Genomic DNA, 25767 nt, shown 5'->3' with positions numbered 1-25767 from the left:
GCAGGCTCGCTCCTACAGAGGATTTGTGGTCGCCTATTTGCTGGCAGAATCCACCCGCATCATCCGCTCGCGCTCGTAGCGCGGATACAGATGACTGACGCTGCGGATCAGTTCATAACGGCTCAGGTTGATCCCGGCGAAGCGTTCGGGGATGGGGCTGCGGATCATCTCCGCCATATCACTGCCATTGGCCGCGCCGTCGCGCATGAGCTGATCGAGCCAGCTCAGGTAATCGCGCATCTGTTCGAAGGGTTGCCGGTCACTGGCCACCGGCCCATGGCCCGGCACAACCTGCGTCCAGGGCAAAGCTTGCAGGGTCGCGATGTCCGCCAGCCACACTGACAGCCCCGGACTGTTGGGCGTGGTCAACGCCCGCTGATAAAACACCAGGTCCCCGGCATACAGCACGCCGGTTTGCTGGTCGAGAATAGCCAGATCCGCGCCCGTATGCCCACCCAGGCTCAGCAGACGCAAATCGTGATTCCCAAAACTTTTCACGCCGGGTGTCAGCGTCTGCGTCGGCAACACCACTTCGGTGCCACGCATCCAGTCGCCGACCATCCGGTACATATTCTCGGCCATGGCATCGCCTTGACGGTGCAACAGCTCGGTGGTGCCGGCCAGGGCGCCGATCGGCACGTCGGTGAAGGCCTGATTGCCCAGCACATGGTCCGGGTGGTGATGGGTCAGCAAGACCTCGATCACCGGCTTGTCGGTGGTGGCGGCAATGGCCTTGCGCATCGCTTCGCCGTAACGCCGGGACGGCCCGGTGTCGATCACCACCACACCGCGTTCAGTGACGATAAACGCGGTGTTGACGATGTTGCCGCCGTTGGCCTTGGCGAAATTATCGGTGCTGCCTTCCAGCAGCCAGGTGTCCCGGGCGATCTGCCGGGGCTTGAGCAAGTACTCAAGATCGGCCAGGGCCGGCAGACTGACGCTTAACACCATCAACAGGATCCAGCGCATGCCACGCTCCTTGGGGTCAGGGGATCGACGCATCGAACTCATTGCCGCTGTTGTCCCGTAGCAACAGACGCGTTTGCCCTGCCCCCTCGATGTCAAAGGCCAGGTTGGGGTTTTCGCTGACCGCGGGAAACAGCTCCAGCCGGGCCAGCACGTGCTCGTTGTGGTCGCGCAGCTCGGCATGGTTGATGAAGAATTCCGGAATGCCGCTGACCATGCCGTTGTCCATGGGATGGGCCACCTGCATACGCACACGGCTGAACCCGTCCCGGGGATAGCGCCCGCCGAGCACTTCGCCGATGTGCTCCTCCCAGCCCGGCTGGGTGCGCACCACACTCGGCGCGGTGCAACCGCCACCTGCGGCGTCAATCAGGGTCGAGCCGACATGCCACAGCCCGTCGCGGGTCAACACCGCCGCGCGCAGGGGTGTGGCCTGTTCGATGCGAATGCGCAGCGACAGCCAGGGCAAAACCGAATCCAGCGGCTGGAAGTCGACGATTTTCGGCAACGGATTCAGTTCTGCCCAGGCGAGGATTCTTACCACTTCGCCCTTGAACGCCCGGGCGTCGATTTCCAGTGGCACCTGCCGGGCGTCTTCGGCAAACGGCGGCGCCAGCAACTTGACCCGCTCATCGAAAATGAACGGCGCATTGCCCAGAAACTGCTGTTGATAGAAGGCCCACATCACCGATGGCACTGGGTCTTTGCCGGGATCGATCGCGCCAGCCTGTGCCGCCAGGCTCAACCAGCAGGCCAACAGACAACTCCCTCGCCATTTCATCGCCTGCTCCTTATTGATACATCTCGGGCACGTCGTACTCCAGGCCGTAATGGCCGTAGATGGTCTTCACCGAGCCCTCGCGGATCAGGCCTTCGAGCGCCTCTTCCACGGCATAGGCCAGTTGCCGGTTGCTTTCGTGCACCGCCATGCCGATTTCCCAGAGCTGCTTGCCCATGTTCGGGTAGGCGTTTTCTGCCAGCGCCAGCTGCGGGTCGGCCGCTTCGTGCACTTGCCAGTCGATTTCGCCGCGCATGGCCATCACCGCGTCGACCTCACCGGCCTTCATCGCGGCAAACGCCTGGGGCACGCCGGGGTAGTGATGGGTCTTGCCGGCGAGCATGCCGTTGAACACCGAAGTCAGGTAGAACGACGGCACGCTGTCGACTTCGACACCAATCGGGTGCTGCTCGAACACCGCGACGCTGGCGACCTTGTCCAGCCTTCGGCGGTCATAGGCCACCTGCCATTGTTCGTTCTGGTAGGGACCGAACATCACCACATGGCCGTTGACCAGCTCACCGAGTTCGTTGCGCTTCTGCGCGTAGTCATGGTCGTAGGGCACGCGCATCATCAGGTCGGCCAGTTGCTGGTTGTGCAAGGCACTGGCACGCCAGATGTAATCGCGCAGGTCGTCGTCGAGCTTTTCCCCGGCCGGCGCCCAGATCAGCGTCAGGCGCACGCCGAGCGCCTTGGCCAGGGCTTCGGCCAGCTCGACATCGACACCCTGGGGCTTGCCGGCGCGCTCAAAACTGTAGGGGGCGAAGTCCTTGTAGACCGCCACCTTCAGCTCCCCGGCGGCGATCATTTCGTCGTAGTTGCGAACCTGCGCCTGCGCCGCCTGGCAGCACAGCCACAGAGCGCTGATCAACACCGCGAACAGGCGCATGGGTCACTCCTCGACGTGCACAGTGTCCAGGTAAGTGCGCACCGCCCACAGGGCTTCCTGGCTCAGGTAGTCGGCCATCTTCGGCATGTACACGCGACCGTCGCGTACCGCGCCATGGCGCACCCTTTCGACGAACCATTCATCGCCCGCCTCGCCGACATCAAGCATGCGCAGGTCGGGGGCGATGCCGCCGGACTTGGCCTCCAGGCCATGACAGGCCGCGCAGTTCTGGGTATAGGCCGAAGCGCCGATTTCCACTGCCTTGTCGTGTTCCGGGGCGGTGCGATACGGGTTCACCGCGGCCCAGCCATCGGCATCGAGCTGCACACCGGCATCTTTTATCGGGGTCAGGCCCTGGGTGGCGACAGCCTGTGGCACCACGTTGCCGTGGGCCCAGACCGAACCTGCGCTGATCAAACTGGCCAATAGACCGGTCACGAGCAAGGCGTTGCGTTTTGTTGTCATTGTCATGCCCTCTGGATTGCACGCAAAACCTCTTGGCAGAGGCTATGGCAGCCATCTTAGAAAGCCCTGCGCACAGACCCCATGCTGCTTTGGTGGTCGCCACCTACTCCCTTGGTCGTAAGGCGATCGTTGGACACCGGACGCTGGCCCTGGAGCCGGTCGACGCCGATCAGGGTCAGGATCAGCAGAAACGGCAGGAGCAGTGCTTTGACGATACGCATGGTCAATCCCCTCCAGATCAGTGGCCGTGGTTACCCATGCTAGAACCGCGCCGTGTGTGGCGGGCTACTACCTTGGTACTGGCCCTTCGGTACTTTCTGCATATTTTCACCGCCCCCCAGGCTTCCTATGCTGGCGCTAACGGTCATGGAGAGCCTTATGCGCCAGCTTGCCCCTTACGCCCTGATCTACCTGCTGGCGATTGCCTGCGCCGCCGGCCTGGCCACCCAAAGCCAGGCTGCCGATGCGCCCTTGCAGGTGCGGATCGGCTACCTGGGCTATCGCCCCGACCCCGGCCCGTTGCTGTCCAACGTCATTCCCGAACCCACCGATGCAGGGCTGCGCGGCGCCGAACTGGCGATCACCGACAGCAACAGCACCGGGCGTTTTCTCAAGCACGGCTACAGCCTGGTCAGCGCCAGCGTCGACAGCCCCGAAGCCTTGCTCGAAGCGGCGAAGGCTCAGCACGAACAAGGCCTGCGCCTGTTTGTGGTGAATGCCCCCGCGACCAGCCTGCGCCAATTGAGTGCGGCACTGCCCGACAGTTTGCTGTTCAACGCCGGCAGTGCCGATGACAGCCTGCGCACCACCGCTTGCCTGCCGAACGTGCTGCACACCTTGCCGAGCCGGGCGATGCTCGCCGACGCGCTGGCGCAGTTTCTGGTGTTGCGCAAATGGCAACGGGCGCTGCTGATTGTCGGGCCGACGCCGGACGATCAAGCCTATGCCGCCGCCCTGCGCCGCGGGGCCAAGCGTTTCGGCTTGCAACTGGTGGCGGAAAAAACCTGGAGCTTCGAAAACGACCAACGCCGCAGCGCCCAGGCCGACATGCCGCTGTTCACCCAGACCGCCGAGTACGACGTGGTACTGGTGGCCGATGAACGCGGCGACTTCGGGGAATACGTGCCCTACCAGACCTGGTACCCGCGCCCGGTCGCCGGCACCCAGGGCCTGACCCCGGTGGGCTGGCACAAGACCGTGGAAACCTACGGCGCCGCGCAGCTGCAAAAACGCTTTGAAGCCCTGACCGGGCGCTGGATGAATGACCGCGATTTCGCCGCCTGGATGGCCGTGCGCAGCATCGCCAGCGCCGTGAGCAAACTGCGCCAGGCCGAGCCGATGGCGATCCGTACGCTGGAAATCAGCGACCAGTTGCCCCTCGACGGTTTCAAGGGCCGCAAGCTCAGCTACCGGCCGTGGAACGGCCAGTTGCGCCAGCCGATTCCTATCGTCCAGCCCCGGGCGCTGGTCAGCACCTCGCCCCAGGACGGCTTTCTGCACCCGTTCAACGAGATGGACAGCCTGGGCTACGACAAACCCGAAGTCAGCTGCCGCTTTCCCTGATCCGAACATCACAACAACAAGGAATCCGCCATGCGCCGCACCCTGCTCTCGTGCACCTTGCTGCTCGCCGCCGGCCATGCCGTTGCCAGCACTGCCTGGGTCTCCAATGAAAAGGACAACAGCCTGAGCCTGATCGACTTGCAGACCCTGCAAGTCACCGACACCCTGCCCGTCGGCCAGCGCCCCCGCGGCCTGCTGCTGTCCCATGACAACAAGCTGTTGTACATCTGCGCCAGCGACTCGGACCGGGTCCAGGTGATGGACGTGGCCACCCGCAAGATCATCAAGGAACTGCCCTCGGGCAAAGACCCCGAGCAATTCGCCTTGCACCCGAACAACCGCTGGCTGTACGTCTCCAACGAAGACGATGCGCTGGTGACGGTGATCGACACCGAGACCTCCAAGGTGCTCGGCCAGATCGACGTCGGTGTCGAGCCCGAAGGCATGGCCGTCAGCCCTGATGGCAAGTGGGCAGTCAACACCAGCGAAACCACCAACATGCTGCACTGGATCGACACCAGCACCCAGACCCTGGCCGACAGCACCCTGGTGGACCAGCGTCCGCGCTTCGTCGAGTTCTCCCCCGATGGCACGAAACTCTGGGCCTCGGCGGAAATCGGCGGCACCGTGACCATTCTCGATGTGGCCAGCCGCACCGTGCTCAGGACCCTGAACTTCCAGATCAAGGGCGTGCACCCGGACAAGGTTCAGCCCGTCGGCATCAAGCTCAGCGCCGATGGCAAGTACGGCTTCGTCGCACTGGGCCCGGCCAACCATGTGGCGGTGATCGATGCCAGGACCTTCGAGATTCTTGATTACCTGCTCGTGGGTCGACGAGTCTGGCAGATGGCGTTCACCCCGGATCAGAAGCAGTTGCTGGCCACCAACGGCGTGAGCGGCGATGTCTCGGTGATCGATGTCGACAGCCTCAAGGTCAGCAAATCGGTGAAGGTCGGGCGCTATCCCTGGGGCGTGGTGGTGACACCATGAACGCCCTTGAAGTCAGTGACCTGAGCTTTGCCTACGGCGCCCGTGAGGCCTTGCGCAAGGTAAGTTTCAGCCTGGAACCCGGACGTTTCGCCGCGCTGCTGGGCCCCAACGGTGCCGGCAAGTCGACCCTGATTGCCCTGCTGACCCGGCTCTATGATCTGCAGCACGGCGAGATCCGCGTCGGTGGCTGTTCATTGCGCAGCGCGGCACGCCCGGCACTCAGGCAGTTGGGCGTGGTGTTCCAGCAAAGCACCCTGGACCTGGACCTCAGCGTCGAGCAGAACCTGCGTTATCACGCGGCATTGCATGGCCTGTCCCGGCGCCAGACCGACCTTCGGGTCGACGCCGAACTGGCCCGCCAGGCCCTGACCGAGCGCCGCCGCGAACAAGTGCGCGAACTCAATGGCGGCCATCGTCGCCGGGTGGAAATTGCCCGCGCCCTGTTGCATGAGCCGCGCCTTATGCTGCTCGATGAAGCCAGTGTCGGCCTCGACCCGGCGAGTCGCCTGGCGCTCAACCAGCACATCCGCAGCCTGTGTCGCGAGGAGCACATCAGCGTGCTCTGGACCACCCACCTGCTCGACGAAGTGCAGCCCAGCGATGACTTGCTGATCCTGCATCAAGGCCGGCTGGTGGCCAGTGGGCAGGCCGATGCCCTGAGCCTGGAGCACGGCGGTGACCTCGGTTCGGCCTTCACCCGCCTGACTACATCGGGAGCTGCCCAATGAACGCTTACTGGCAATGTTTCAGCGGTATCGTGCTGCGCGAATGGCTGCGCTTTGTGCTGCAACGCACGCGTTTTCTCAGCGCCCTGGTGCGGCCGCTGCTGTGGCTGCTGGTGTTCGCAGCCGGTTTTCGCGCAGCGCTGGGGATAGCGATCATCGAGCCCTACGACACCTACATTCCGTACGAGGTCTACATCATCCCCGGCCTGGCCTGCATGATCCTGCTGTTCAATGGCATGCAGGGGTCTCTGTCGATGGTCTACGACCGCGAGATGGGCAGCATGCGCGTGCTGCTGACCAGCCCCCTGCCGCGTACCTTCCTGCTGTGCAGCAAGCTGCTGGCCACGTCACTGATTTCGCTACTGCAGGTCTATGCGTTCCTGGCGATTGCCTGGGTCTACGGCGTGCGACCACCGGCCATGGGCCTGTTGCTGGCGTTGCCGGCGCTGCTGCTGGTGGCGTTGATGCTCAGCGCACTGGGCCTGTTGCTGTCGAACGCGATCCGCCAGCTGGAGAACTTTGCCGGGGTGATGAATTTCGTGATCTTCCCGCTGTTTTTCCTGTCATCGGCGCTGTATCCGCTGTGGAAGATGCGCGAAGCCAGCGAATGGTTGTACTGGCTGTGCGCGGTGAATCCGTTCACCCATGCGGTGGAGCTGGTGCGTTTTGCCCTGTATGAACGCTTCAATCCGCTGGCGCTGGCGGTGTGCATGGGGCTGACGCTGCTGTTCGCGTTGCTCGCCGTACTGACCTTCAACCCGCAGCACGCGGCCTTGCGTAAATCCAACTGACAACACAATCCGAGTGTGGGAGCGAGCCTGCTCGCGAAGGCTGCGTCACATTCAATAAATGAGTTGACTGACCCAACGCTTTCGCGAGCAGGCTCGCTCCCACAGGGGGGGATCTTCATTGAACAGGATGAAATTACTACTTTAGTACTGGTTTCCCTGTCTATCGTCGCATTCCCAACGCCCTCCGACTGGCATGTAATAGGTCCATAATTATAAGGACTGACCCCATGCCGCGTGCCCGACGTTGCCTGTTGCGCCCTACTCTCGCCGCCCTGTCGCTGGGCCTGCTGCTGAGCACCGCGCAGGCCGACACTGCGCTGTTCTCCAGTGACGGCTATCGCATCGGCCTGTACCGCAGCCCGACGCCCGACCAGCTGCAAGGCGCAACCATCGTCGATACCCACGCCCTGCAAGCCCTGCTCGGCCAAACCCCGCGCCCGCTGCTGATCGATGTCTACCGCCGCCAGTGGCTGCAAGGGCAATTCATCGAAGACCAGCCCCATGAAAACCTGCCCGGCAGCCATTGGCTGGCCAATACCGGTGACGGTGAGCTGACGCCGCAATGGCAGGACTATTTCGCCGCCAACCTGAAAAAGCTGACCGCCGGCGACCCGACGCAACCGCTGGTCTTCTATTGCCGCTCCGACTGCTGGTTGAGCTGGAATGCGGTCAAGCGCGCAGCCACCATGGGCTATAAGACCCTGTATTGGTATCGCGATGGCCTGGACGCCTGGCAAGCGGCCAACCTGCCGGTTTCGCCAGCCAGGCCCGAACCCTTTCCCTGAGCTTTACGCGTGCGTGTCGATGCCACACCATAATCAAAATAATGAGGTGAAAGGCCATGTACAAAATCCTGATTGCCGACGATCACCCGCTGTTTCGCGAAGCCATCCACAACGTCATCAGCGACGGATTTGCCGGCAGCGAAGTGATGGAAACCGCCGACCTGGACAGCGCCCTGGCCCTGACCCAGGAACACGATGACCTGGACCTGATCCTGCTCGACCTGAACATGCCCGGCATGCACGGGCTCAATGGCCTGATCAACCTGCGTAACGAAGCGCCGACCATTCCGGTGGTGATTGTCTCCGCCGAACAGGACAAACAGATCGTGCTACAGGCCATCACCTACGGCGCGGTGGGTTTCATCACCAAGTCTTCACCCCGCGCCCAGATGACCGATGCCATCCAGCAGATTCTCAATGGCAATGTCTACCTGCCCCCGGACATCATCCGCACCGCCAAAAGCAGCACCCACCGGCGGATGAACGACACCCCGAGCTTCCCGCCCGAACTGCTCCAGGCCCTGACCCGCAAGCAGTTGCAGGTATTGGAACGCATGACCAAGGGCGAATCGAACAAACAGATCGCCTACACCCTGGAAATCGCCGAGACCACGGTCAAGGCCCACGTCTCGGCGATCCTGCGCAAGCTCAACGTGCACAACCGGGTGCAGGCGATCCTGAGTGCCGGGGATATTGATTTCGGGTCTTATCTGCGGCGTTGAGTCGGCAAGACCGCGGAGCGCCCTTCGCGAGCAGGCTCGCTCCCACAGGCACGGTGCTGTCCCTGTGGGAGCGAGCCTGCTCGCGAAAAGGACTTCACATTCACCGAAGATTTCAAGGTCGGCCAAGCAAATGACTCATCGCCGTCTTCAGCTTCATCGGCCGCACCGGCTTGTGCATCAGGGTGTGGCCCAGTTCGCGGATCTGCTGTTTGAGTTCATTGCTGTAGTTGGCCGTGATCATCATCGCCGGCACCGGTGACGCGCGCCGGGCATTGATGCGCGCCACGGCGTCGACACCGTTGCGATCGTTGTCCAGGTGATAATCGGCAATCAGCAGGTCGGCCTCGGCGTGGAAATTGTCCACTTGCCGCGCCAGGTCCTCCTCCGACAGCGCCGTCACCACCCGACACCCCCATCCCTCCAGCAAGGTGCGCATGCCGGCGCAAATGGTCGCATCGTTGTCCAGCACCCATATCCGCGCGCCCCGCAGGCGCTCGAGCATCGGCTCGCTCATCTGCAACGCAGGCTGCGGCTTCGGCGCGGTGGCGCTCAACGGCACTTCGACCGAGAACATCGAACCCCGACCCGGCCATGAACGCACATGAATGGGATGCCCGAGGATACCGGCAATCTTCTCTACGATCGCCAGGCCCAGGCCCAGGCCGCGATCCTGATCGGGTCGCTGCACATCACCGCGCTTGAACTCCTGGAAAATCTCCTCCAGGCGATGCTCGGCAATGCCCATGCCGCTGTCCCAGACTTCGATCGTCAGGCACTGATGATGCCGCCGGCAACCGAGCACCACGCGACCACTGTAGGTATAGCGAATCGCGTTGCTCAGCAGGTTGCGCAGGATCCGTGCGAGCAACTGGATGTCACTGCGCACCAGCGCCGAACAGCCGATGAAGTGCAATTGCAGGCCTTCACTGCGCGCCACCTGGGTGTATTCGGCGGCCAGGTTGTCCAGCAGCTCACTGAGGGCGAACGGCGCAATGTCGGCCTTGATCACCCCCGCATCGAGCTTGGAAATATCCACCAGGGTGCCGAGCAGGTTCTCCACGTCTTCCAGGGAATTGCTGACGTTGCGCACCAGTGTCTCGCTGGACATCGGCTCGCGCCGTTCCAGCAAGGCACTGGTAAACAGGCGCGCGGCATTCAACGGTTGCAGCAGGTCATGACTGACGGCGGCAAGAAACTTGGTCTTCGACAGGTTGGCCTGCTCGGCTTCCTGCTTGGCCTCGCGCAAGCGTGACTCGACCAGGCGTCGCTCATCGATCTCGCGCAGCAACTGGTCGTTGAGGGTGGTCAATTCCGCCGTGCGCTCGCGTACCCGCAGCTCCAGGTTCTGATACGCCTGATGCAGCGCCTCGGCGGTGCGGCGGCGTTCGGTGATGTCGCGGATCAACACGAAAATCCCCACCACCTCGCCACTGGCCAGACGGTTGGGCACATAGGAGCGCAGCATGTAGCGCTCCTGGTTGTTGACGTTGGTTTCGGCGAACTCGAACGTCACGCTCTCGCCGGCCAGCGCCCTGGCCACGTAGGGCTCCAGCCGCTGGTAATGCTGTTCGCTGTGCACTTCGCGCAGGCTCTGACCGAGCATCACGCCGCGGGGCCAGCAGTACCACTCTTCGTAGACCTTGTTGGTGAACTCGTAGACCAGGTCGGCATTGAGGTAGGCAATCAATGCCGGTACGTGATCGGTGATCAGGCGAATCCAGTGTTCGCTTTCACTCAGTGCCTCGGCGTGCTGGTAGCGCTCGGTGATGTCGGTGAAGGTGTTGACGAAACCTCCGGTGGGCAACGGATGGGTGCGGATTTCCAGGACCCGGCCATCGTACAGGCGCTGCTCGCATTCGCGCACCGGTCGTCCGTTGCCATCGCGACTGGCCGGGGTCAGCAGGTTCAGCTCGCTGTCGGCGATCACTTCGGCAAACGGGCGATGGGCCGCCACCGGCGCCAGGCCGCTCAACTCCAGGAACCGCCGGTTCCACAACTCCAGGATGCCCTCGGCGCTGACCATCGCCACCCCTTGGGACAGGTTGTCGACCGCCCGTTGCAACAGATGCGACTTCTGCGCCACCGCCTGCTCACGGCGTACGGTTTCGCTGAGTTTGACGTCGGTAATGTCGGTGAACAGGATCACCCGCCCCCCTTCCTGGGTCGGCCGCTCGCTGACTTGCAGCCAGCGCCCGTTCTGCAGGCGGTAAAGCAGGTTTTCGTCGGCATGCCCGCGCGGCTCTTCGGTGAACAGGGCGTTGTTCATCATCAGCCGCTTGACCTCGGTCAGGCGCATGCCGGCGTTGATCCGCACCCGGCTGTTGCTCCAGAACGCCTTGAAGCGACTGTTGAACAGCACAATGCGCTGGTCGGCGTCGAACAGCACGAAGGCATCGGAAATGCTTTCGATGGCATCGATCAGGTGTTGGTGCGCCGTTTCCGCGCGCAGGCGGGCTTCGCTGAGCAAATGATTGCCGGCCTTGAGTTCGGCCATGGCCTGGTTCAGGGCATCGGTGCGTTCACGCACTTGCTCGGCCAGCACCACCGAGTGCTGGAATGCCGCGTACGGATCGTTGCCACGGGTTCCCCCGGACTCGACCCGTTCGATCAGCGCGCCATTGATGCGCTGCAGTTTATGGTTTTCCAGGCGCAGCCCGGCCAGTTCGGCCTGCAGTTCAGCGATGTCCTGGGGCACGGCCACGGGCAATGGCAACGCCGGTGAAGGTCTGGTTGATGTGCATGCCATTGAACTGTTCTCCATAGGTGTTGAAACCCATCACCCGTTGCTCGCGCAAAAAACCGCCGATCTGATCAAGACTGCCGTCGTCTTCGAGTTCCAGACGCCGCAGGAAACAGTCGCAACCGATGGTCAGCAGCAAATCGCCCAGGCGCTCCTGCAACCCCTCGAACAGACTCTGCAGGTTCGGCAGCATCGGCCCCGGGGTCATGGCGGTGAGGACGATGCCGTTTTCCACGGCGCAGTAGAAACTCAGGCTCAGGTCCGGATGCACCTGCTGGATGGCCCGCACGTAGTACTGCTGGTTGATCCGCACCGCCAACGGGTGCGCAGCGAAGACCCGGTGATCGAGCTGCGCCACCGGCACGCCGATGTGCCGGGCGTACTCCTCGGCAGCCGGCTCGGCATTGAGCTCGAAGACCCGGCGCAAAGTGCTGTCGGCCCCGGTGACCACCAGCTTTTCGGCGCGGGGCAGCACGTGGTGGGTGGTGAACACTTCGAAATCCAGCCAGGTATTGACCAGCACCACCACGGCCGCCCCGCTGTGGAACTCGCCATCGAAGTACACATGGGTATGGGTCAGGTAGTTATCGTCGCCGGCCGAGCCGCCGAAATGCGGAATGTCGCCCAAGGCCGCACTCAAGGCCGCCAGGACCATTTCTTCGCGGCTGGACAGGCCATCGAGCAGGGTCAGGGCAAAGCTGTTGCCCTTGATCGGGGCCAGGGTGTTGCTGCGACAGCCACTGACCAGACGCTCGACCATTTGCTGGGCGTCGATCAGGCTGAAGTGCTCCATCTGGTCGATCAGCTCGATCGAGATGGAAAAGTGCCGGTGGTCGAAACCCACCGCCGTCACGCAATTGCGCCCATAGCCCAGCGGAGTGATTTCCCCGGCGCTGGTGCAGCCCGCCAGGCGAATGCCGCCGAAGCTTTGCTGCAAGGCCTGGCCCAGCGCCTGCAGGTCGTATTCGGCGGAACAGAAGAACAGCACGAACCCCAGGTGCGGGTGCAACAGCTGTCGTGCCAGTTCCTGCGCGACCTGCCGGGCATCGGTGGCCTGGGACATTGCACTGACGACGCCTTCGCTCTGCTGCATCCTTACCTCCCGCAGGTGCGTGTGTATGAGGCACGAGTGTACGAAGTCTGTGGGGTGCGACGAATGCTACTTGGGTAGCGGGTAGCCGCTTCGATGGGATGAGACAGATAAAGCTCCCACACTAGTTTTGGTTATCCGCAGGTGTTGCGTACACCCGGTAACCCTGTGGGAGCGAGCTTGCTCGCGATGGGGCCATCACAGCCAACATCCATGTCGCCTGACACTCAGCCATCGCGAGCAAGCTCGCTCCCACAATTATTTGTATTCCAGCCTGCTACCAGGTCAGCACCGCGCCCACGGCAAAGGTGTCGGTGTCTTCGTTCTGCTCATCGGTGTCGTGGCCGTTGATTTCGAACTGGTTGTACTCGGCCACCAGCTTGAGGTTGTCGTTCACGTCATGGAACAACGCGATGCCGCGGGTCTCGTAATCCGCACCGCTGCCGACCACGCCGTTGCCGTCGTCATTGGTCTTGCCGTAGGACAAGGCCAGGCGGTTCTTGCCCAGTTTGTAGGAGCCCTGCATCAGGTAGCCGTCGCTGTCGACGTTGCGCAGGGTCGGCTCGCCGGCATTGTTGGTGAAAAACGGGTTGATGCCCTTGGCCTGGAAGCCGGACCCGGTGAGAGACAAGCCGCCCATCTTCGCCTGCACGCCATAACCGACCCCCTTGGAGGTGACGGTCTCGACCGTCGAGTCGGTGTTGTCCGAGGTCTGGTAGCTGCCGTTGATCCAGCTGTAGATCTTTGCCCCGGCCAGGTCGAACTGATAGGTGACTTCGCTCTCGGTACGCGGGTTTTCCTGATAGGCCTTGCCCGTCGGGCTGCTGTCGTTGGTATCCACCGGGTCCATGATGCCGACCGCCACGCGCAGGCCGTCCATCACCGGGGTGCGATAGGTGATCTGCGAAGTGGGGAACGGATACGGGTAGCCGGTGCCGATGTTGCCAAACGACACCCCGCCGCCATCCACCAGCCCCAGCGTATCGCTGACCTGGCCGTAACCGGCGAGCATTTCGTCGAGCAGGATGTTGGAACGGGCGAACAAGCCGAAGTCCTTGCCGATCAGCACCTCGCCCCACTCCGGGTTGGCCACGGTGCCGAAGAACTGCCGCACATCGATGGCAGTGTCGGTGCCGTTGGTTTGGCTGTCGTTGATGGTGACCCAGAACGAGGCACGGGCGCCGAGCTTGAGATCGTCTACCTGCTTGCCCATGTTGAACCCCAGGTAGTTGGGCAAAAAGCCCATCTTGACCCGCGACTGCCGACGGTCGTACTGATCGCCGGCGCGGTCGACATCGCTGTTCACGTAGAAGGCGTTGATGTAGCCGTCGGTGGAGAACGTGGTCTGGTCCTTGTCGTACAGCATGATATCCGCCTCAGCCACCTGGCTCAGGCAAAGTGCAGACAGGCTGGCGATAAAGGCTGGCAGAAAACGATGCGTGACGTTCTTATTGTTGTGCATGGCGCGCTCCGAAACGGGGGACTGAGTGTCGGAGGCGATTATCGAAACCTGACGGGCGGCGCCATACGCTGCCTTGGGGCTGGTTTTGAGGTGCTTTGGATTGGCTGGCGGCGCGTGACCGCTATGGCGTAAGACCGCTCGTCGGCGAGGCTCGCCACTTAGGGCGTAGGCCTGTGGACCCGACTGGCATCCACAGGAACCGCTACCGGCTAGGCGTTGGCCTTGAGCAACATGTAGGCGGCGACCACCACGCAGATGCTGGCGAACCCGACCTGCAACGCCCGCGCCGGCACCCGGGCGCACAGCTTGCGGCCGATGATCATGCCGATGATGCTCGCGCCAATGAAGGTGGCCCCCACACTGTCGATGCGCACGCCGGCATGGAACGCGCCGATCACGCCGATGGCGGAAATCAGGCTGATCACCATCAGCGAAGTCGCGATGATTCCGCGCATCTGCACATCGGTCAGTTGCTTGAACGCCGGGACGATCAGAAAGCCGCCGCCCACCCCCAGCAACCCCGAGACCACACCCGTGACCGCTCCGAGAGCGGCGAGGGTCGCGGTGCATTTGGCGGTCCAGGAAAAGCGCCCGGTCTGTTGATCGAGCATGCAGTTTTTCTGACCCCAGTTGGCATGCCCGTGGTCGCTCGGGCCTTCGTCCTTGCGTTCACGGCGCAACATCCGCCAGGCCACCATGACCATCAGCAGGCTGAACAGGATCATCAGGATTTTTTCCGGCAACTGATGGGCGAAATAAATGCCCACCGGCGAAAACACCGCACCGAGTGCGGCGATCAGCAACGCCGCGCGATACCGCACCAGGCCATGGCGCAAACCATCGATGGCGCCGACCGCCGCCGCACTGCCCACCGCAAACAACGCCACCGGAGCGGCCTGGGTCATGCTCCAGCCCAATCCCAATACCAGGGCCGGCACCGCGAGAATCCCGCCGCCCGCTCCAGTCAACCCCAATACCAACCCCATCACCACGCCAAACAGACTTGCCAGCAACATACGGAGTTCTCAGTCGACCCTGGACAGACGCGTCAGCCACTCGCGACCCTTGAGCATACCGTTCCAATAGAACCACGGTAGCAGTGTTGCCTTGAGCCACCACGCCGAGCGGCGCGGCGTCGTCGGGTCGAGGGGAAAGGTCGGCAGCAATTTGCCCGTATAACCGAACTCGGCCAGGATCACCTTGCCCCTCTCCACCGTCAGCGGACAGGAGCCATAGCCGTCGTACTTCAGCGGCAATGGTTGTTGCTTGCGCAAAGCCAGCAGGTTTTCGGCCACGACCACTATCTGCTTGCGCACCGCCGCGGCGGTTTTTGCATTGCTGGTGCCGCAGATATCCCCCAACGCGAAGACGCCTGGATAACGCGGATGCTGCAGGCTGTGGGGATCGACTTCACACCAGCCGGCGGCGTCGGCCAGCGGACTCCGGGCGACGAAATCCGGGGCCACCTGAGGCGGAACGACATGCAGCAGGTCAAAGGTTTTTGCCTGGCGGGTGACAATGCCCTCGGCGTCCTTGACCTCGAACCACGCAGTCTTCGCCGGGCCGTCGACCTTGACCAGATTCGAATTGAATGCCAGCCGGGCGTTGTACTTCTCGATGTACTTCATCAGCGGCGGGACAAAGGTCGCCACGCCGAACAATGCAGCGCCCGCGAGATTGAACTCGACATCGATGTTGTTCAGCACTCCGCTCCTGTTCCAGTGATCACAGGACAGGTACAGCGCTTTTTGAGGCGCCCCCGCACATTTGATCGGCATGGCCGGCTGGGTGAACAGCACCTTGCCGCCGCGCAGTTTCTGCACCTGGTCCCAGGTGTAGGTCGCGTGCCGGTAGCTGTAGTTGGAGGTCACGCCGTGCTGGCCGAGGGTCTCCTCCAGGCCTTCGATTTTCTCCCAGGCCAGGCGCAGGCCGGGGCAGACCACCAGGTTCTGATAGCTGACCGTGCGCGCGTCACTGAGGATGAGCCGGCAATGGTCGGGGTCGATGCCGGTCACGGCAGCCTGCACCCAATTGACCCCGCGCGGCATCACCGATGCCATCGGCCGCACGGTGTTTTCCACGTTGTAGGCACCACCGCCGACCAGCGTCCAGGCCGGTTGATAGTAGTGCCGGGAGTCGGGTTCGATCAGGGTGATGTTCAGCTGCGGGTTGCGCTTGAGCAGGCTGGCGACAAGGCCTATGCCCGCCGTGCCGCCGCCGATCACCACGATATCTGCACTGATGGATGGGCCCCAGTGTTGATCGTTCATTGCTTGTTCCTTTTGCTGCACGCAAGGATTGTTACAAGTCAAACCACAAAACCAATGTGGGAGCGAGCCTGCTCGCGAAGGTGGCAGGTCAGTCGATAAAGATGTGGACTGACACTACGCTTTCGCGAGCAGGCTCGCTCCCACAGGTTTTGCACTTTGATTGGCATTCAAGGTTGAACCCAGCTTTTAAGCACCGCCCCGCAATACAGCCCGGAGAGGGTTTTCATCACCTGGATCACCTCGTGACTGGCGAGACCGTAAAAAATGTACTTGCCTTCACGACGGGTCGCGACCAGTCCTTCATCGCGCAGAATCCCCAGTTGCTGGGACAGGGTCGGTTGGCGCACACCGGTCATTTTTTCCAGCTCGCCGACGTTGCGCTCGCCCTGGGTCAACTGGCACAGGATCAACAGGCGATCCTCATTGGCCAAGGCCTTGAGCAGCGCACAGGCCTTGGAGGCCGAGGCGCGCAGTTGGGCGACTTCACATTCGGTCAGACTGGATTGCATTTGCAGGATGCCTTCAACGTCACTTAAGCTGCGAACATTATGTTTTTACATAAAGTGTTGCAACTGACTTTTCCACCCCTGCACAGGTTCGTGTCCATGCCCGCACTGATTGAAGCTTTCCTCGACCCCGCCTCCTCGACTTACAGCTACGTGGTCTACGAGGCTGATGGCGGGCAGTGCGCGATTGTCGACCCCGTGCTCGACTACGACGGTGCGGCCGGGCGTACCGCGACCACCCAGGCTGACAAAATCATCGCCTTCGTCCGCGCCCACACACTGCAAGTGCAATGGCTGCTGGAAACCCACGCCCACGCCGATCACCTATCCGCCGCGCCCTATCTGCGCCAGCAGCTGGGTGGAAAAATCGCCATCGGCGAGTCCATCAGCAAGGTGCAGGACGTGTTCAAGGCGCTGTTCAATCTGGAGCCATCATTTCGCGTCGACGGTTCGCAGTTCGATCACCTGTTCGCCCCCGACGAATCGTTCATGATCGGCAACCTCAGGGCGACCGCCCTGCACGTGCCCGGCCATACGCCGGCGGACATGGCTTACCTGATCGACGGTGATGTGATTCTGGTGGGCGATACGATGTTCATGCCCGATGTCGGCTCTGCCCGTTGTGACTTCCCCGGTGGCAATGCCAACCAGATGTTTGCCTCGATCCGCAAGCTGCTGGCCTTCCCCGCCAGCGTGCGCCTGTACGTCTGCCACGACTACCCGCCGCAAGGACGCGCCCCCGAATGCATGACCACCGTCGGTGAACAACGCAAAAACAACATTCACGTGCGCGACGGTATCGACGAAAACGCCTTCGTGGAAATGCGCACCCGGCGCGATTCGGGGTTGGGGATGCCGACACTGTTACTGCCGGCGATCCAGGTGAATGTGCGGGCGGGGAATTTACCTCCGGCGGAGGAAAACGGCGTGGTTTATCTAAAAATTCCGCTAAATACCCTATAAGAAAAAGCACCGAACGGCTCGGCACGAATGCGTTTACCTACAGGCTCTGGCGATAGGGGTGAACTGGCATATCTTTCGTCAGGAACTCAGACTTCATTGGGCAAATAACCAATGGAGATTTTGCAATATGGATATCCGTCGCAACCACCGTGACATGACGCAACAACAGAAAGACGCCTTCATCGGGGCCATCCTGATGCTGAAAAACAACGTCGACAGCGTGCTGCGGCCCGGGCAACAAAATCGCTACGATGACTTTGTGCAGATTCACAAAAACTCTATGGGTCTGGGCAACCCACTTATTCCCAGCCCGCATCGCAGCCCGTTGTTTTACCCTTGGCATCGCATTTTGATTCGTCAATTCGAACTCGCCCTGCAGGGCGCCGCCAACGACACGAGCATTACCCTGCCCTACTGGAACTGGCAAATCACCGGAGCAGACAACCCATTCACATCAAACTTCATGGGCGGGAACGGTGACAATACACAAGACAATCGCGTTACCAGCGGGCCATTTTCCAGGGAACACTCTCAATTCGAGGTAAGGGTATGGGACGCGGAAGCAGGCAACCCAGGCTTACGCCGCAATTTTGGGCAGATCGGTGTGTTGCCGTCGGCCGAAGCCGTCGTGTCCGCTCTCAATAGAACGCCCTACTGGATGGAGCAGAGCGGTTGGGAAAACTATTCAGAAGTTGAACTGCACAATTCGGTACATGCCTGGATAGGGGGCAATATGGCTGAAGCGTCCTCGTCCAACGACCCAATATTTTTCTTGCATCATTGCTATCTCGATCTGTTATGGGAGCGCTGGAAACACCAGCACCCGAATGTTCCTGGCTTTTCGCCTCGAGACAACGCTCCCAATGGGGTAGAGGGATCAACGCTGATTTTTCATCCAGACAACGAACCTGCTCCCTGGGAACAAACCTATACAGTTGAACAAACGTTCTTTACTTCTAATCTCGATTATCGATATGACTACCTATGACGGCACCTGATACTCAATTGCCGAGGGTCAGGCCATTCGCCGGCAACGGCAGCGCGGTCTTATAGCGCACCTGCTTGAGCGCAAAGCTCGAACGTATGTTCGCCACCCCTGGCACCTTGGTCAGAAAATCCATCATGAAACGCTCCAGCGACTGGATGGTCGGCACCAGCACCCGGATCAGGTAGTCCGGGTCGCCGGCCATCAGGTAGCACTCCATCACCTCGGGGCGGTCGGAAATCGCTTCTTCGAAATGCTGCAACGCCTCTTCCACCTGCTTCTCCAGGCTGACGTGAATGAACACGTTCACATGCAACCCCAGCAGGTCGGCATCGAGCAGCGTCACTTGCTCGCGGATCACCCCCAGTTCTTCCATGGCCTTGACCCGGTTGAAACACGGCGTCGGCGAGAGGTTCACCGAGCGTGCGAGGTCGGCGTTGGTGATGCGCGCATTCTCCTGAAGGCTGTTGAGAATGCCGATGTCGGTACGGTCCAGTTTGCGCATGAGACAAAACCACCTGTTTTTTTTGTTTATGCAGGTTTTTTATCTGCAAATGATCTTTGGCGCAACGAAACAGAGAGAAATATTCTTCTTGGGCGGGCCTATGATTGTTGTAGGACAAGATTTCTTCTACCGAACGAAATCTGTCAGCTCACTACAAGAAATTCACAAGATCGAGCGTAGAAGCCATGACCCAAGCGTATGAACCGCTGCGCCTGCACGTCCCCGAACCCTCGGGCCGTCCCGGCTGTAAAACCGACTTCTCCTACCTGCATCTGACCGATGCCGGCACGGTGCGCAAACCTCCAATCGACGTTGAACCGGCTGACACGGCTGACCTGGCCCGTGGCCTGATTCGCGTGCTCGACGACCAGGGCAATGCCCTTGGGCCGTGGGCCGAAAACGTGCCGGTGGAGATCCTGCGCAAGGGCATGCGCGCCATGCTCAAGACCCGCATCTACGACAACCGCATGGTGGTCGCCCAGCGTCAGAAAAAGATGTCGTTCTACATGCAGAGCCTCGGCGAGGAAGCCATTGGCAGCGCCCAGGCCCTGGCCCTGAACATCGACGACATGTGCTTCCCGACCTACCGCCAGCAAAGCATCCTGATGGCCCGCGACGTACCGCTGGTCGACCTGATCTGCCAGCTGCTGTCCAACGAGCGCGATCCGCTCAAGGGCCGGCAATTGCCGATCATGTACTCGGTCAAGGAGTCCGGTTTCTTCACCATCTCCGGCAACCTCGCCACCCAGTTCATCCAGGGCGTGGGCTGGGGCATGGCCTCGGCGATCAAGGGCGACACCAAAATCGCCTCGGCCTGGATCGGCGACGGCGCCACCGCCGAGTCGGACTTCCACACCGCCCTGACCTTCGCCCACGTGTACCGCGCGCCGGTGATCCTCAACGTGGTCAACAACCAGTGGGCGATCTCCACCTTCCAGGCGATTGCCGGTGGTGAAGCCACCACCTTCGCCGGTCGCGGCGTCGGTTGCGGCATTGCCTCCTTGCGGGTCGACGGCAACGATTTCTACGCCGTGTACGCCGCCTCCGCCTGGGCCGCCGAACGTGCGCGCCGCGGCCTCGGCCCGACCATGATCGAATGGGTCACCTACCGTGCAGGTCCGCACTCGACCTCCGATGATCCGTCGAAATACCGCCCTGCCGATGACTGGAGCCACTTCCCGCTCGGCGATCCGATTGCGCGCCTCAAGCAGCACCTGATCAAGGTCGGCCAGTGGTCCGAAGAGGAACACGCCGCGGTCAGCGCCGAGCTCGAAGCCCAAGTGATCGCCGCTCAGAAAGAAGCCGAACAGTACGGCACCCTCGCCGGCGGCCAGATTCCAAGCGCTGCGACCATGTTCGAAGACGTCTACAAAGAGATGCCGGAGCACTTGAAGCGCCAGCGTCAAGAGTTGGGGATCTGACATGAACGATCACAACAACAATATCGAGCTGGAAACCGCCATGACCACGACCACCATGACCATGATCCAGGCCCTGCGCTCGGCCATGGATGTGATGCTTGAACGTGACGACAACGTCGTGGTCTTCGGCCAGGACGTTGGCTACTTCGGCGGCGTGTTCCGCTGCACCGAAGGCCTGCAGAACAAGTACGGCACCTCCCGGGTGTTCGACGCGCCGATCTCCGAAAGCGGCATCGTCGGTGTCGCCGTGGGCATGGGCGCCTACGGCCTGCGTCCGGTGGCCGAGATCCAGTTCGCCGACTATGTCTACCCGGCCTCCGACCAGATCATTTCCGAAGCCGCCCGCCTGCGTTATCGCTCGGCAGGCGAGTTCACCGCACCGATGACCCTGCGCATGCCGTGCGGCGGTGGCATCTACGGCGGCCAGACCCACAGCCAGAGCATCGAGGCGATGTTCACCCAAGTCTGCGGTTTGCGCACGGTGATGCCGTCCAACCCGTACGACGCCAAGGGCCTGTTGATCGCCTCCATCGAAAACGATGACCCGGTGATCTTCCTCGAGCCCAAACGCCTGTACAACGGCCCGTTCGACGGCCATCACGACCGCCCGGTAACCCCGTGGTCGAAACACCCTGCCGCGCAAGTGCCGGACGGTTACTTCACCGTGCCGCTGGACGTCGCTGCGATCACTCGTCCGGGCAAGGACGTCACCGTGCTGACCTACGGCACCACCGTGTACGTCTCGCAAGTCGCTGCTGAAGAAAGCGGCGTTGACGCCGAAGTCATCGACCTGCGCAGCCTGTGGCCGCTGGACCTGGAAACCATCGTCAAATCGGTGAAAAAGACCGGCCGTTGCGTGGTGGTGCACGAAGCGACCCGTACCTGCGGTTTCGGTGCCGAACTGGTGTCGCTGGTGCAAGAGCATTGCTTCCACCACCTGGAAGCGCCGATCGAACGCGTCACCGGTTGGGACACCCCTTACCCGCACGCGCAAGAGTGGGCGTATTTCCCAGGGCCGTCCCGAGTGGGCGCGGCGTTGAAACGGGTCATGGAGGTCTGAATGGGCACGCACGTCATTAAAATGCCGGACATTGGTGAAGGCATTGCAGAAGTTGAATTGTCGGTCTGGCACGTCAAGGTCGGCGACATGGTCGTCGAAGATCAGGTGCTGGCCGATGTCATGACCGACAAGGCGATGGTCGATATCCCGTCGCCGGTGCATGGCAAGGTGATTGCCCTCGGTGGCCAGCCGGGCGAAGTCATGGCGGTTGGCAGTGTGCTGATCAGCATTGAAGTCGAAGGCGCGGGCAACGTTAAGGAGTCGGCGCAACCGGCTCCCATTAAAGAAGCCCCGGTGGTCGCACCTAAAGTTGAAGCCGTGGTTGAAAGCAAACCGGTCGCTGCTCCAGCGCCGAAACCGGCTGTATGCCAGGGCCCGATGGTGGCTCGCGCGGCCGATGAACGTCCGCTGGCCTCCCCGGCCGTGCGCAAGCATGCGCTGGACCTCGGCATTCAGCTGCGCCTGGTGCGTGGCAGCGGCCCGGCCGGCCGCGTGCTGCATGAAGACCTGGACGCCTACCTGGCTCAGGGTCAGTCGAATGCATCGACGGTCAGCAGCGCTTACACCCAGCGCACCGACGAACAGCAGATCCCGGTGATCGGCATGCGCCGCAAGATCGCCCAGCGCATGCAGGACGCCACCCAGCGCGCCGCCCACTTCAGCTACGTCGAGGAAATCGACGTCACCGCCGTGGAAGAGCTGCGTGCGCACCTCAACGAAAAACACGGTGCGACTCGCGGCAAGCTGACCTTGCTGCCGTTCCTGGTCCGCGCCATGGTCGTCGCCCTGCGCGACTTCCCGCAGATCAACGCCCGCTACGACGACGAAGCCCAGGTCATTACCCGCCTCGGCGCCGTGCATGTCGGTATTGCCACGCAAGCCGATATTGGCCTGATGGTGCCGGTGGTACGTCACGCCGAAGCCCGCAGCCTGTGGGACAGCGCAGCGGAAATCTCGCGCCTGGCCACCGCCGCGCGCAATGGCAAGGCCAGCCGCGATGAGCTGTCCGGCTCGAGCATCACCCTGACCAGCCTCGGCGCCTTGGGCGGCATCGTCAGCACGCCGGTGCTGAACCTGCCGGAAGTGGCGATTGTCGGCGTGAACAAGATCGTCGAACGGCCGATGGTGATCAAAGGCCAGATCGTGGTCCGCAAGATGATGAACCTCTCCAGCTCCTTCGATCACCGCGTGGTCGACGGCATGGACGCGGCGCTCTTCATCCAGGCCATTCGTGGCCTGCTCGAACAACCCGCCACGCTCTTTGTCGATTAAGCATTTGTGGAGAAAGTCATGCAGACCCTGAACACCACGCTGCTGATCATCGGCGGCGGCCCCGGCGGCTATGTGACGGCGATCCGCGCCGGCCAGCTGGGCATCCCGACTATCCTGGTGGAAGGCCAATCCCTGGGCGGCACCTGCCTGAATATTGGCTGCATCCCGTCCAAGGCACTGATTCACGTCGCCGAGCAGTTTCATCAGACGCAGCAGCACCATCAGCTGTCGGCCCTGGGCATCAGCGTTTCAGCGCCGACCCTCGACATCACCAAGAGCGTCGAATGGAAAGACGGCATCGTCGATCGCCTGACCACCGGCGTTGCCGCGCTGCTGAAAAAGAACAAGGTCCAGGTCATTCAAGGCTGGGCCAAAGTGGTTGACGGTAAAACCGTCGAGGTCGGCGACACACGCATCCAGTGCGAGCACCTGGTACTGGCCACTGGTTCGAAAAGCGTGAACTTGCCGATCTTGCCGATTGGCGGGCCGATCATCTCGTCCACCGAAGCCCTGGCGCCGACATCCGTGCCCAAGCGCTTGATTGTGGTCGGCGGCGGCTACATCGGTCTGGAGCTGGGCATTGCCTATCGCAAGCTCGGTGTCGAGGTCAGCGTGGTGGAAGCGCAGGAGCGCATCCTGCCGGCCTACGACGCCGAACTGACCCAGCCTGTGCACGACGAACTGAGAAAGCTCGGCGTGAAGCTTTACTTGAAACACAGCGTGCAAGGCTTTGATTCAGAACAAAATACCTTGCAAGTACTGGCCCCGAACGGCGCGACCCTGAACCTGGAAACCGATCAGGTGCTGGTGGCCGTCGGTCGCAAGCCGAACACCCAGGGCTGGAACCTTGAAGCGCTGAACCTGGACATGAACGGTTCGTCGATCAAGATCGACAACCGTTGCCAGACCAGCATGCGCAACGTCTATGCCATCGGCGACCTGAGCGGCGAACCGATGCTCGCGCACCGGGCCATGGCCCAGGGCGAGATGGTCGCCGAGCTGATCAGCGGTAAATCCCGCGAGTTCAACCCGACCGCCATCGCCGCCGTGTGCTTCACCGACCCGGAACTGGTGGTGGTCGGCAAGACCCCGGACGAGGCCAGGACTGCAGGTCTGGACTGCATCGTGTCGAGCTTCCCGTTCGCCGCCAATGGCCGGGCGATGACCCTGGAGTCGAAAAGCGGCTTCGTGCGTGTGGTCGCCAGTCGGGACAATCATGTGATTGTCGGCTGGCAGGCGGTGGGTGTCGGCGTGTCCGAATTGTCCACGGCGTTCGCGCAAAGCCTGGAGATGGGCGCGAGGCTGGAAGACATCGGCGGCACCATCCATGCGCATCCGACGCTCGGCGAGGCGGTGCAGGAAGCAGCGTTGCGTGCGCTGGGGCATGCGCTGCATCTGTGATTCAGAACGATTGGTGGCTTGACTGATGGCCTCTTCGCGGGCAAGCCCGCTCCCACAGTGATTGTGGTGTTTGCAAGATCTATGGCATACCAAGAATCCAATGTGGGAGCGGGCTTGCTCGCGAATTTTCAAGGGCGACATCATTTATCTGCCGATCAGCCGATAGTCCGGGCTGCGAAATTGGCCCGGAATGAAGTATTGTTGTCCCCATCCAAAAAACGTCAGAAGCCTTGAACCGTTTCGGCGGTTGTTAAGTGATAGAGGGTGTCATGGGTAACGAAAGCATCAATTGGGACAAGCTGGGTTTTGACTACATCAAGACCGACAAGCGCTATCTGTCGTACTTTCGCAATGGCGAATGGGACAAGGGCACCCTGACCGAAGATAACGTGCTGCACATCAGCGAAGGCTCCACAGCCCTTCACTATGGCCAGCAATGCTTCGAAGGCATGAAGGCCTATCGTTGCAAGGACGGCTCGATCAACCTGTTCCGCCCGGACCAGAACGCCCTGCGCATGCAGCGCAGCTGCGCCCGTCTGCTGATGCCGCAAGTCGACACCGAGCAATTCATCGAAGCCTGCAAGGCCGTGGTCCGCGCCAACGAGCGTTTCATTCCGCCATACGGCACCGGCGGCGCGCTGTACCTGCGCCCGTTCGTGATCGGCGTGGGTGACAACATCGGCGTGCGTACCGCCCCCGAGTTCATCTTCTCGATCTTCTGCATCCCGGTCGGCGCCTACTTCAAGGGTGGCCTGACCCCGCACAACTTCCAGATCTCCAGCTACGACCGCGCGGCGCCACAAGGCACCGGTGCGGCCAAGGTCGGTGGCAACTACGCCGCCAGCCTGATGCCGGGCTCCAAGGCCAAGAAAGCCCACTTTGCCGACGCCATCTACCTGGATCCGATGACCCACACCAAGATCGAGGAAGTTGGTTCGGCCAACTTCTTCGGGATAACCCACGACAACAAGTTCGTGACCCCGAACTCGCCATCGGTACTGCCGGGCATCACCCGCCTGTCGCTGATCGAGCTGGCCAAGACCCGTCTGGGCCTGGAAGTGGTTGAAGGCGACGTGTTCATCGACAAGCTCTCCGACTTCAAGGAAGCCGGTGCTTGCGGTACTGCGGCGGTGATCACGCCGATTGGCGGCATCGACTACAACGACCACCTGCACGTGTTCCACAGCGAAACCGAAGTCGGCCCGGTCACCCAGAAGCTCTACAAAGAGCTGACCGGCGTGCAAACCGGCGACATCGAAGCGCCAGCGGGCTGGATCGTCAAGGTCTGACCTGACGCCAGACGCACAAAAGCCCCCCATCGGGTGACCGGTGAGGGGCTTTTTCATGGCCGAATGAAAAGATCGCAGCCTTCGGCAGCTCCTACAATGGATATTTCGCGGCCCTTGTAGGAGCTGCCG

General features: G+C 61.8%; 25 protein-coding genes. 13 read left to right on the top strand and 12 right to left on the bottom strand.

Annotated features, from left to right (window positions below):
• Nucleotides 1-33: 33 nt before the first annotated feature.
• Genes PMI26_RS09590 through PMI26_RS31640 form a run of 5 tightly spaced genes read right to left on the bottom strand, consistent with a single transcriptional unit; the run spans nt 34 to nt 3319 of the window.
• The gene (locus tag PMI26_RS09590) at nt 34-969 is read right to left on the bottom strand and encodes a quinoprotein relay system zinc metallohydrolase 1 (RefSeq protein WP_007976620.1); all 936 of its coding nucleotides are present in this window, start codon (nt 967-969) and stop codon (nt 34-36) included.
• Nucleotides 970-985: 16 nt separating this feature from the next.
• A complete protein-coding gene (locus tag PMI26_RS09595; protein ID WP_007976617.1) occupies nt 986-1747 on the bottom strand; it encodes a quinoprotein dehydrogenase-associated SoxYZ-like carrier in 762 nt (253 codons plus the stop codon).
• Between the two features lie 10 nt (nt 1748-1757).
• The gene (locus PMI26_RS09600; protein WP_007976615.1) at nt 1758-2633 is read right to left on the bottom strand and encodes a substrate-binding periplasmic protein; all 876 of its coding nucleotides are present in this window, start codon (nt 2631-2633) and stop codon (nt 1758-1760) included.
• A 3-nt stretch (nt 2634-2636) separates the two neighbouring features.
• On the bottom strand, nt 2637-3098 hold the full coding sequence (gene pedF, locus PMI26_RS09605; RefSeq protein ID WP_007976613.1) for a cytochrome c-550 PedF: 462 nt from the start codon (nt 3096-3098) through the stop codon (nt 2637-2639).
• A gap of 56 nt (nt 3099-3154) precedes the next feature.
• On the bottom strand, nt 3155-3319 hold the full coding sequence (locus tag PMI26_RS31640) for a hypothetical protein (protein ID WP_007976611.1): 165 nt from the start codon (nt 3317-3319) through the stop codon (nt 3155-3157).
• A gap of 157 nt (nt 3320-3476) precedes the next feature.
• On the opposite strand from PMI26_RS31640, the gene PMI26_RS09610 reads away from it, so the two are divergent.
• The 6 genes from PMI26_RS09610 to PMI26_RS09635 all read left to right on the top strand — a co-directional run bounded on the left by PMI26_RS09610 (nt 3477) and on the right by PMI26_RS09635 (nt 8674).
• Nucleotides 3477-4661, top strand: a complete 1185-nt coding sequence (locus PMI26_RS09610) for an ABC transporter substrate-binding protein (RefSeq protein ID WP_033048051.1) — start codon at nt 3477-3479, stop codon at nt 4659-4661.
• Nucleotides 4662-4691: 30 nt separating this feature from the next.
• Nucleotides 4692-5651, top strand: coding sequence for a YVTN family beta-propeller repeat protein (locus PMI26_RS09615; protein ID WP_007976607.1), 960 nt, complete (start codon nt 4692-4694; stop codon nt 5649-5651).
• The gene (locus tag PMI26_RS09620) at nt 5648-6379 is read left to right on the top strand and encodes an ABC transporter ATP-binding protein (protein WP_007976605.1); all 732 of its coding nucleotides are present in this window, start codon (nt 5648-5650) and stop codon (nt 6377-6379) included. Before PMI26_RS09615 ends, PMI26_RS09620 begins: the two co-directional genes overlap by 4 nt.
• A complete protein-coding gene (locus PMI26_RS09625) occupies nt 6376-7167 on the top strand; it encodes an ABC transporter permease (protein ID WP_007976604.1) in 792 nt (263 codons plus the stop codon). Before PMI26_RS09620 ends, PMI26_RS09625 begins: the two co-directional genes overlap by 4 nt.
• A gap of 227 nt (nt 7168-7394) precedes the next feature.
• Nucleotides 7395-7952, top strand: coding sequence for a PQQ-dependent catabolism-associated CXXCW motif protein (locus PMI26_RS09630; RefSeq protein WP_007976603.1), 558 nt, complete (start codon nt 7395-7397; stop codon nt 7950-7952).
• A gap of 56 nt (nt 7953-8008) precedes the next feature.
• Nucleotides 8009-8674, top strand: coding sequence for a response regulator transcription factor (locus PMI26_RS09635; RefSeq protein WP_007976602.1), 666 nt, complete (start codon nt 8009-8011; stop codon nt 8672-8674).
• A gap of 112 nt (nt 8675-8786) precedes the next feature.
• Here the strand turns inward: PMI26_RS09635 and nahK are convergent, their stop codons facing one another.
• From nahK to PMI26_RS09665, 6 genes are all read right to left on the bottom strand, one after another.
• A complete protein-coding gene (nahK, locus tag PMI26_RS09640) occupies nt 8787-11420 on the bottom strand; it encodes a hybrid sensor histidine kinase/response regulator NahK/ErcS' (protein ID WP_081500997.1) in 2634 nt (877 codons plus the stop codon).
• Nucleotides 11350-12507, bottom strand: a complete 1158-nt coding sequence (gene nosP / locus PMI26_RS09645; RefSeq protein ID WP_007976600.1) for a nitric oxide-sensing protein NosP — start codon at nt 12505-12507, stop codon at nt 11350-11352. Before nosP ends, nahK begins: the two co-directional genes overlap by 71 nt.
• A gap of 274 nt (nt 12508-12781) precedes the next feature.
• Nucleotides 12782-13966, bottom strand: a complete 1185-nt coding sequence (locus PMI26_RS09650) for a porin (RefSeq protein ID WP_007976599.1) — start codon at nt 13964-13966, stop codon at nt 12782-12784.
• A 209-nt stretch (nt 13967-14175) separates the two neighbouring features.
• Entirely contained in the window at nt 14176-14982 is an 807-nt protein-coding gene (locus tag PMI26_RS09655) for a sulfite exporter TauE/SafE family protein (protein ID WP_007976598.1), read from the bottom strand.
• A gap of 9 nt (nt 14983-14991) precedes the next feature.
• Entirely contained in the window at nt 14992-16236 is a 1245-nt protein-coding gene (locus PMI26_RS09660; RefSeq protein ID WP_007976597.1) for an NAD(P)/FAD-dependent oxidoreductase, read from the bottom strand.
• Between the two features lie 167 nt (nt 16237-16403).
• Entirely contained in the window at nt 16404-16745 is a 342-nt protein-coding gene (locus PMI26_RS09665) for an ArsR/SmtB family transcription factor (RefSeq protein ID WP_007976596.1), read from the bottom strand.
• A 96-nt stretch (nt 16746-16841) separates the two neighbouring features.
• Here PMI26_RS09665 and PMI26_RS09670 point away from each other — a divergent pair, with 96 nt between their 5' ends.
• Together PMI26_RS09670 and PMI26_RS09675 are read left to right on the top strand one after the other, a co-directional pair.
• On the top strand, nt 16842-17705 hold the full coding sequence (locus tag PMI26_RS09670; protein ID WP_007976595.1) for an MBL fold metallo-hydrolase: 864 nt from the start codon (nt 16842-16844) through the stop codon (nt 17703-17705).
• A gap of 127 nt (nt 17706-17832) precedes the next feature.
• Complete coding sequence (locus tag PMI26_RS09675; protein WP_007976594.1) at nt 17833-18693, top strand: tyrosinase family protein; 861 nt, start codon at nt 17833-17835, stop codon at nt 18691-18693.
• 13 nt (nt 18694-18706) lie between these two features.
• Here the strand turns inward: PMI26_RS09675 and bkdR are convergent, their stop codons facing one another.
• Entirely contained in the window at nt 18707-19195 is a 489-nt protein-coding gene (gene bkdR, locus PMI26_RS09680; protein WP_007976593.1) for a Bkd operon transcriptional regulator BkdR, read from the bottom strand.
• Nucleotides 19196-19380: 185 nt separating this feature from the next.
• Here bkdR and PMI26_RS09685 point away from each other — a divergent pair, with 185 nt between their 5' ends.
• The 5 genes from PMI26_RS09685 (at nt 19381) to PMI26_RS09705 (ending at nt 25638) form a co-directional block, all read left to right on the top strand.
• Nucleotides 19381-20616 (top strand): 3-methyl-2-oxobutanoate dehydrogenase (2-methylpropanoyl-transferring) subunit alpha, encoded by a 1236-nt coding sequence (locus PMI26_RS09685; RefSeq protein ID WP_007976592.1) that lies wholly within the window; start codon nt 19381-19383, stop codon nt 20614-20616.
• Nucleotide 20617: 1 nt separating this feature from the next.
• A complete protein-coding gene (locus PMI26_RS09690; RefSeq protein ID WP_007976590.1) occupies nt 20618-21676 on the top strand; it encodes an alpha-ketoacid dehydrogenase subunit beta in 1059 nt (352 codons plus the stop codon).
• Complete coding sequence (locus PMI26_RS09695) at nt 21677-22948, top strand: dihydrolipoamide acetyltransferase family protein (RefSeq protein WP_007976588.1); 1272 nt, start codon at nt 21677-21679, stop codon at nt 22946-22948. It abuts the gene before it with no gap.
• A gap of 18 nt (nt 22949-22966) precedes the next feature.
• Entirely contained in the window at nt 22967-24349 is a 1383-nt protein-coding gene (gene lpdA, locus PMI26_RS09700) for a dihydrolipoyl dehydrogenase (protein WP_007976586.1), read from the top strand.
• A 269-nt stretch (nt 24350-24618) separates the two neighbouring features.
• Nucleotides 24619-25638, top strand: a complete 1020-nt coding sequence (locus PMI26_RS09705; protein ID WP_007976584.1) for a branched-chain amino acid aminotransferase — start codon at nt 24619-24621, stop codon at nt 25636-25638.
• Nucleotides 25639-25767: the final 129 nt, after the last annotated feature.

This window comes from Pseudomonas sp. GM33, assembly GCF_000282295.1.
Lineage (GTDB): Bacteria > Pseudomonadota > Gammaproteobacteria > Pseudomonadales > Pseudomonadaceae > Aquipseudomonas > Aquipseudomonas laurylsulfatiphila.
This window is presented reverse-complemented; position numbering and strand designations above follow the sequence as displayed.

What these genes read in the sequence shown, in the direction of transcription:
- PMI26_RS09590 (WP_007976620.1), bottom strand. Translation starts at nt 969, where the DNA reads ATGCGCTGGATCCTGTTGATGGTGTTAAGCGTCAGTCTGCCGGCCCTG.
- PMI26_RS09595 (WP_007976617.1), bottom strand. Translation starts at nt 1,747, where the DNA reads ATGAAATGGCGAGGGAGTTGTCTGTTGGCCTGCTGGTTGAGCCTGGCG.
- PMI26_RS09600 (WP_007976615.1), bottom strand. Translation starts at nt 2,633, where the DNA reads ATGCGCCTGTTCGCGGTGTTGATCAGCGCTCTGTGGCTGTGCTGCCAG.
- pedF (WP_007976613.1), bottom strand. Translation starts at nt 3,098, where the DNA reads ATGACAACAAAACGCAACGCCTTGCTCGTGACCGGTCTATTGGCCAGT.
- PMI26_RS31640 (WP_007976611.1), bottom strand. Translation starts at nt 3,319, where the DNA reads ATGCGTATCGTCAAAGCACTGCTCCTGCCGTTTCTGCTGATCCTGACC.
- PMI26_RS09610 (WP_033048051.1), top strand. Translation starts at nt 3,477, where the DNA reads ATGCGCCAGCTTGCCCCTTACGCCCTGATCTACCTGCTGGCGATTGCC.
- PMI26_RS09615 (WP_007976607.1), top strand. Translation starts at nt 4,692, where the DNA reads ATGCGCCGCACCCTGCTCTCGTGCACCTTGCTGCTCGCCGCCGGCCAT.
- PMI26_RS09620 (WP_007976605.1), top strand. Translation starts at nt 5,648, where the DNA reads ATGAACGCCCTTGAAGTCAGTGACCTGAGCTTTGCCTACGGCGCCCGT.
- PMI26_RS09625 (WP_007976604.1), top strand. Translation starts at nt 6,376, where the DNA reads ATGAACGCTTACTGGCAATGTTTCAGCGGTATCGTGCTGCGCGAATGG.
- PMI26_RS09630 (WP_007976603.1), top strand. Translation starts at nt 7,395, where the DNA reads ATGCCGCGTGCCCGACGTTGCCTGTTGCGCCCTACTCTCGCCGCCCTG.
- PMI26_RS09635 (WP_007976602.1), top strand. Translation starts at nt 8,009, where the DNA reads ATGTACAAAATCCTGATTGCCGACGATCACCCGCTGTTTCGCGAAGCC.
- nahK (WP_081500997.1), bottom strand. Translation starts at nt 11,420, where the DNA reads ATGGCATGCACATCAACCAGACCTTCACCGGCGTTGCCATTGCCCGTG.
- nosP (WP_007976600.1), bottom strand. Translation starts at nt 12,507, where the DNA reads ATGCAGCAGAGCGAAGGCGTCGTCAGTGCAATGTCCCAGGCCACCGAT.
- PMI26_RS09650 (WP_007976599.1), bottom strand. Translation starts at nt 13,966, where the DNA reads ATGCACAACAATAAGAACGTCACGCATCGTTTTCTGCCAGCCTTTATC.
- PMI26_RS09655 (WP_007976598.1), bottom strand. Translation starts at nt 14,982, where the DNA reads ATGTTGCTGGCAAGTCTGTTTGGCGTGGTGATGGGGTTGGTATTGGGG.
- PMI26_RS09660 (WP_007976597.1), bottom strand. Translation starts at nt 16,236, where the DNA reads ATGAACGATCAACACTGGGGCCCATCCATCAGTGCAGATATCGTGGTG.
- PMI26_RS09665 (WP_007976596.1), bottom strand. Translation starts at nt 16,745, where the DNA reads ATGCAATCCAGTCTGACCGAATGTGAAGTCGCCCAACTGCGCGCCTCG.
- PMI26_RS09670 (WP_007976595.1), top strand. Translation starts at nt 16,842, where the DNA reads ATGCCCGCACTGATTGAAGCTTTCCTCGACCCCGCCTCCTCGACTTAC.
- PMI26_RS09675 (WP_007976594.1), top strand. Translation starts at nt 17,833, where the DNA reads ATGGATATCCGTCGCAACCACCGTGACATGACGCAACAACAGAAAGAC.
- bkdR (WP_007976593.1), bottom strand. Translation starts at nt 19,195, where the DNA reads ATGCGCAAACTGGACCGTACCGACATCGGCATTCTCAACAGCCTTCAG.
- PMI26_RS09685 (WP_007976592.1), top strand. Translation starts at nt 19,381, where the DNA reads ATGACCCAAGCGTATGAACCGCTGCGCCTGCACGTCCCCGAACCCTCG.
- PMI26_RS09690 (WP_007976590.1), top strand. Translation starts at nt 20,618, where the DNA reads ATGAACGATCACAACAACAATATCGAGCTGGAAACCGCCATGACCACG.
- PMI26_RS09695 (WP_007976588.1), top strand. Translation starts at nt 21,677, where the DNA reads ATGGGCACGCACGTCATTAAAATGCCGGACATTGGTGAAGGCATTGCA.
- lpdA (WP_007976586.1), top strand. Translation starts at nt 22,967, where the DNA reads ATGCAGACCCTGAACACCACGCTGCTGATCATCGGCGGCGGCCCCGGC.
- PMI26_RS09705 (WP_007976584.1), top strand. Translation starts at nt 24,619, where the DNA reads ATGGGTAACGAAAGCATCAATTGGGACAAGCTGGGTTTTGACTACATC.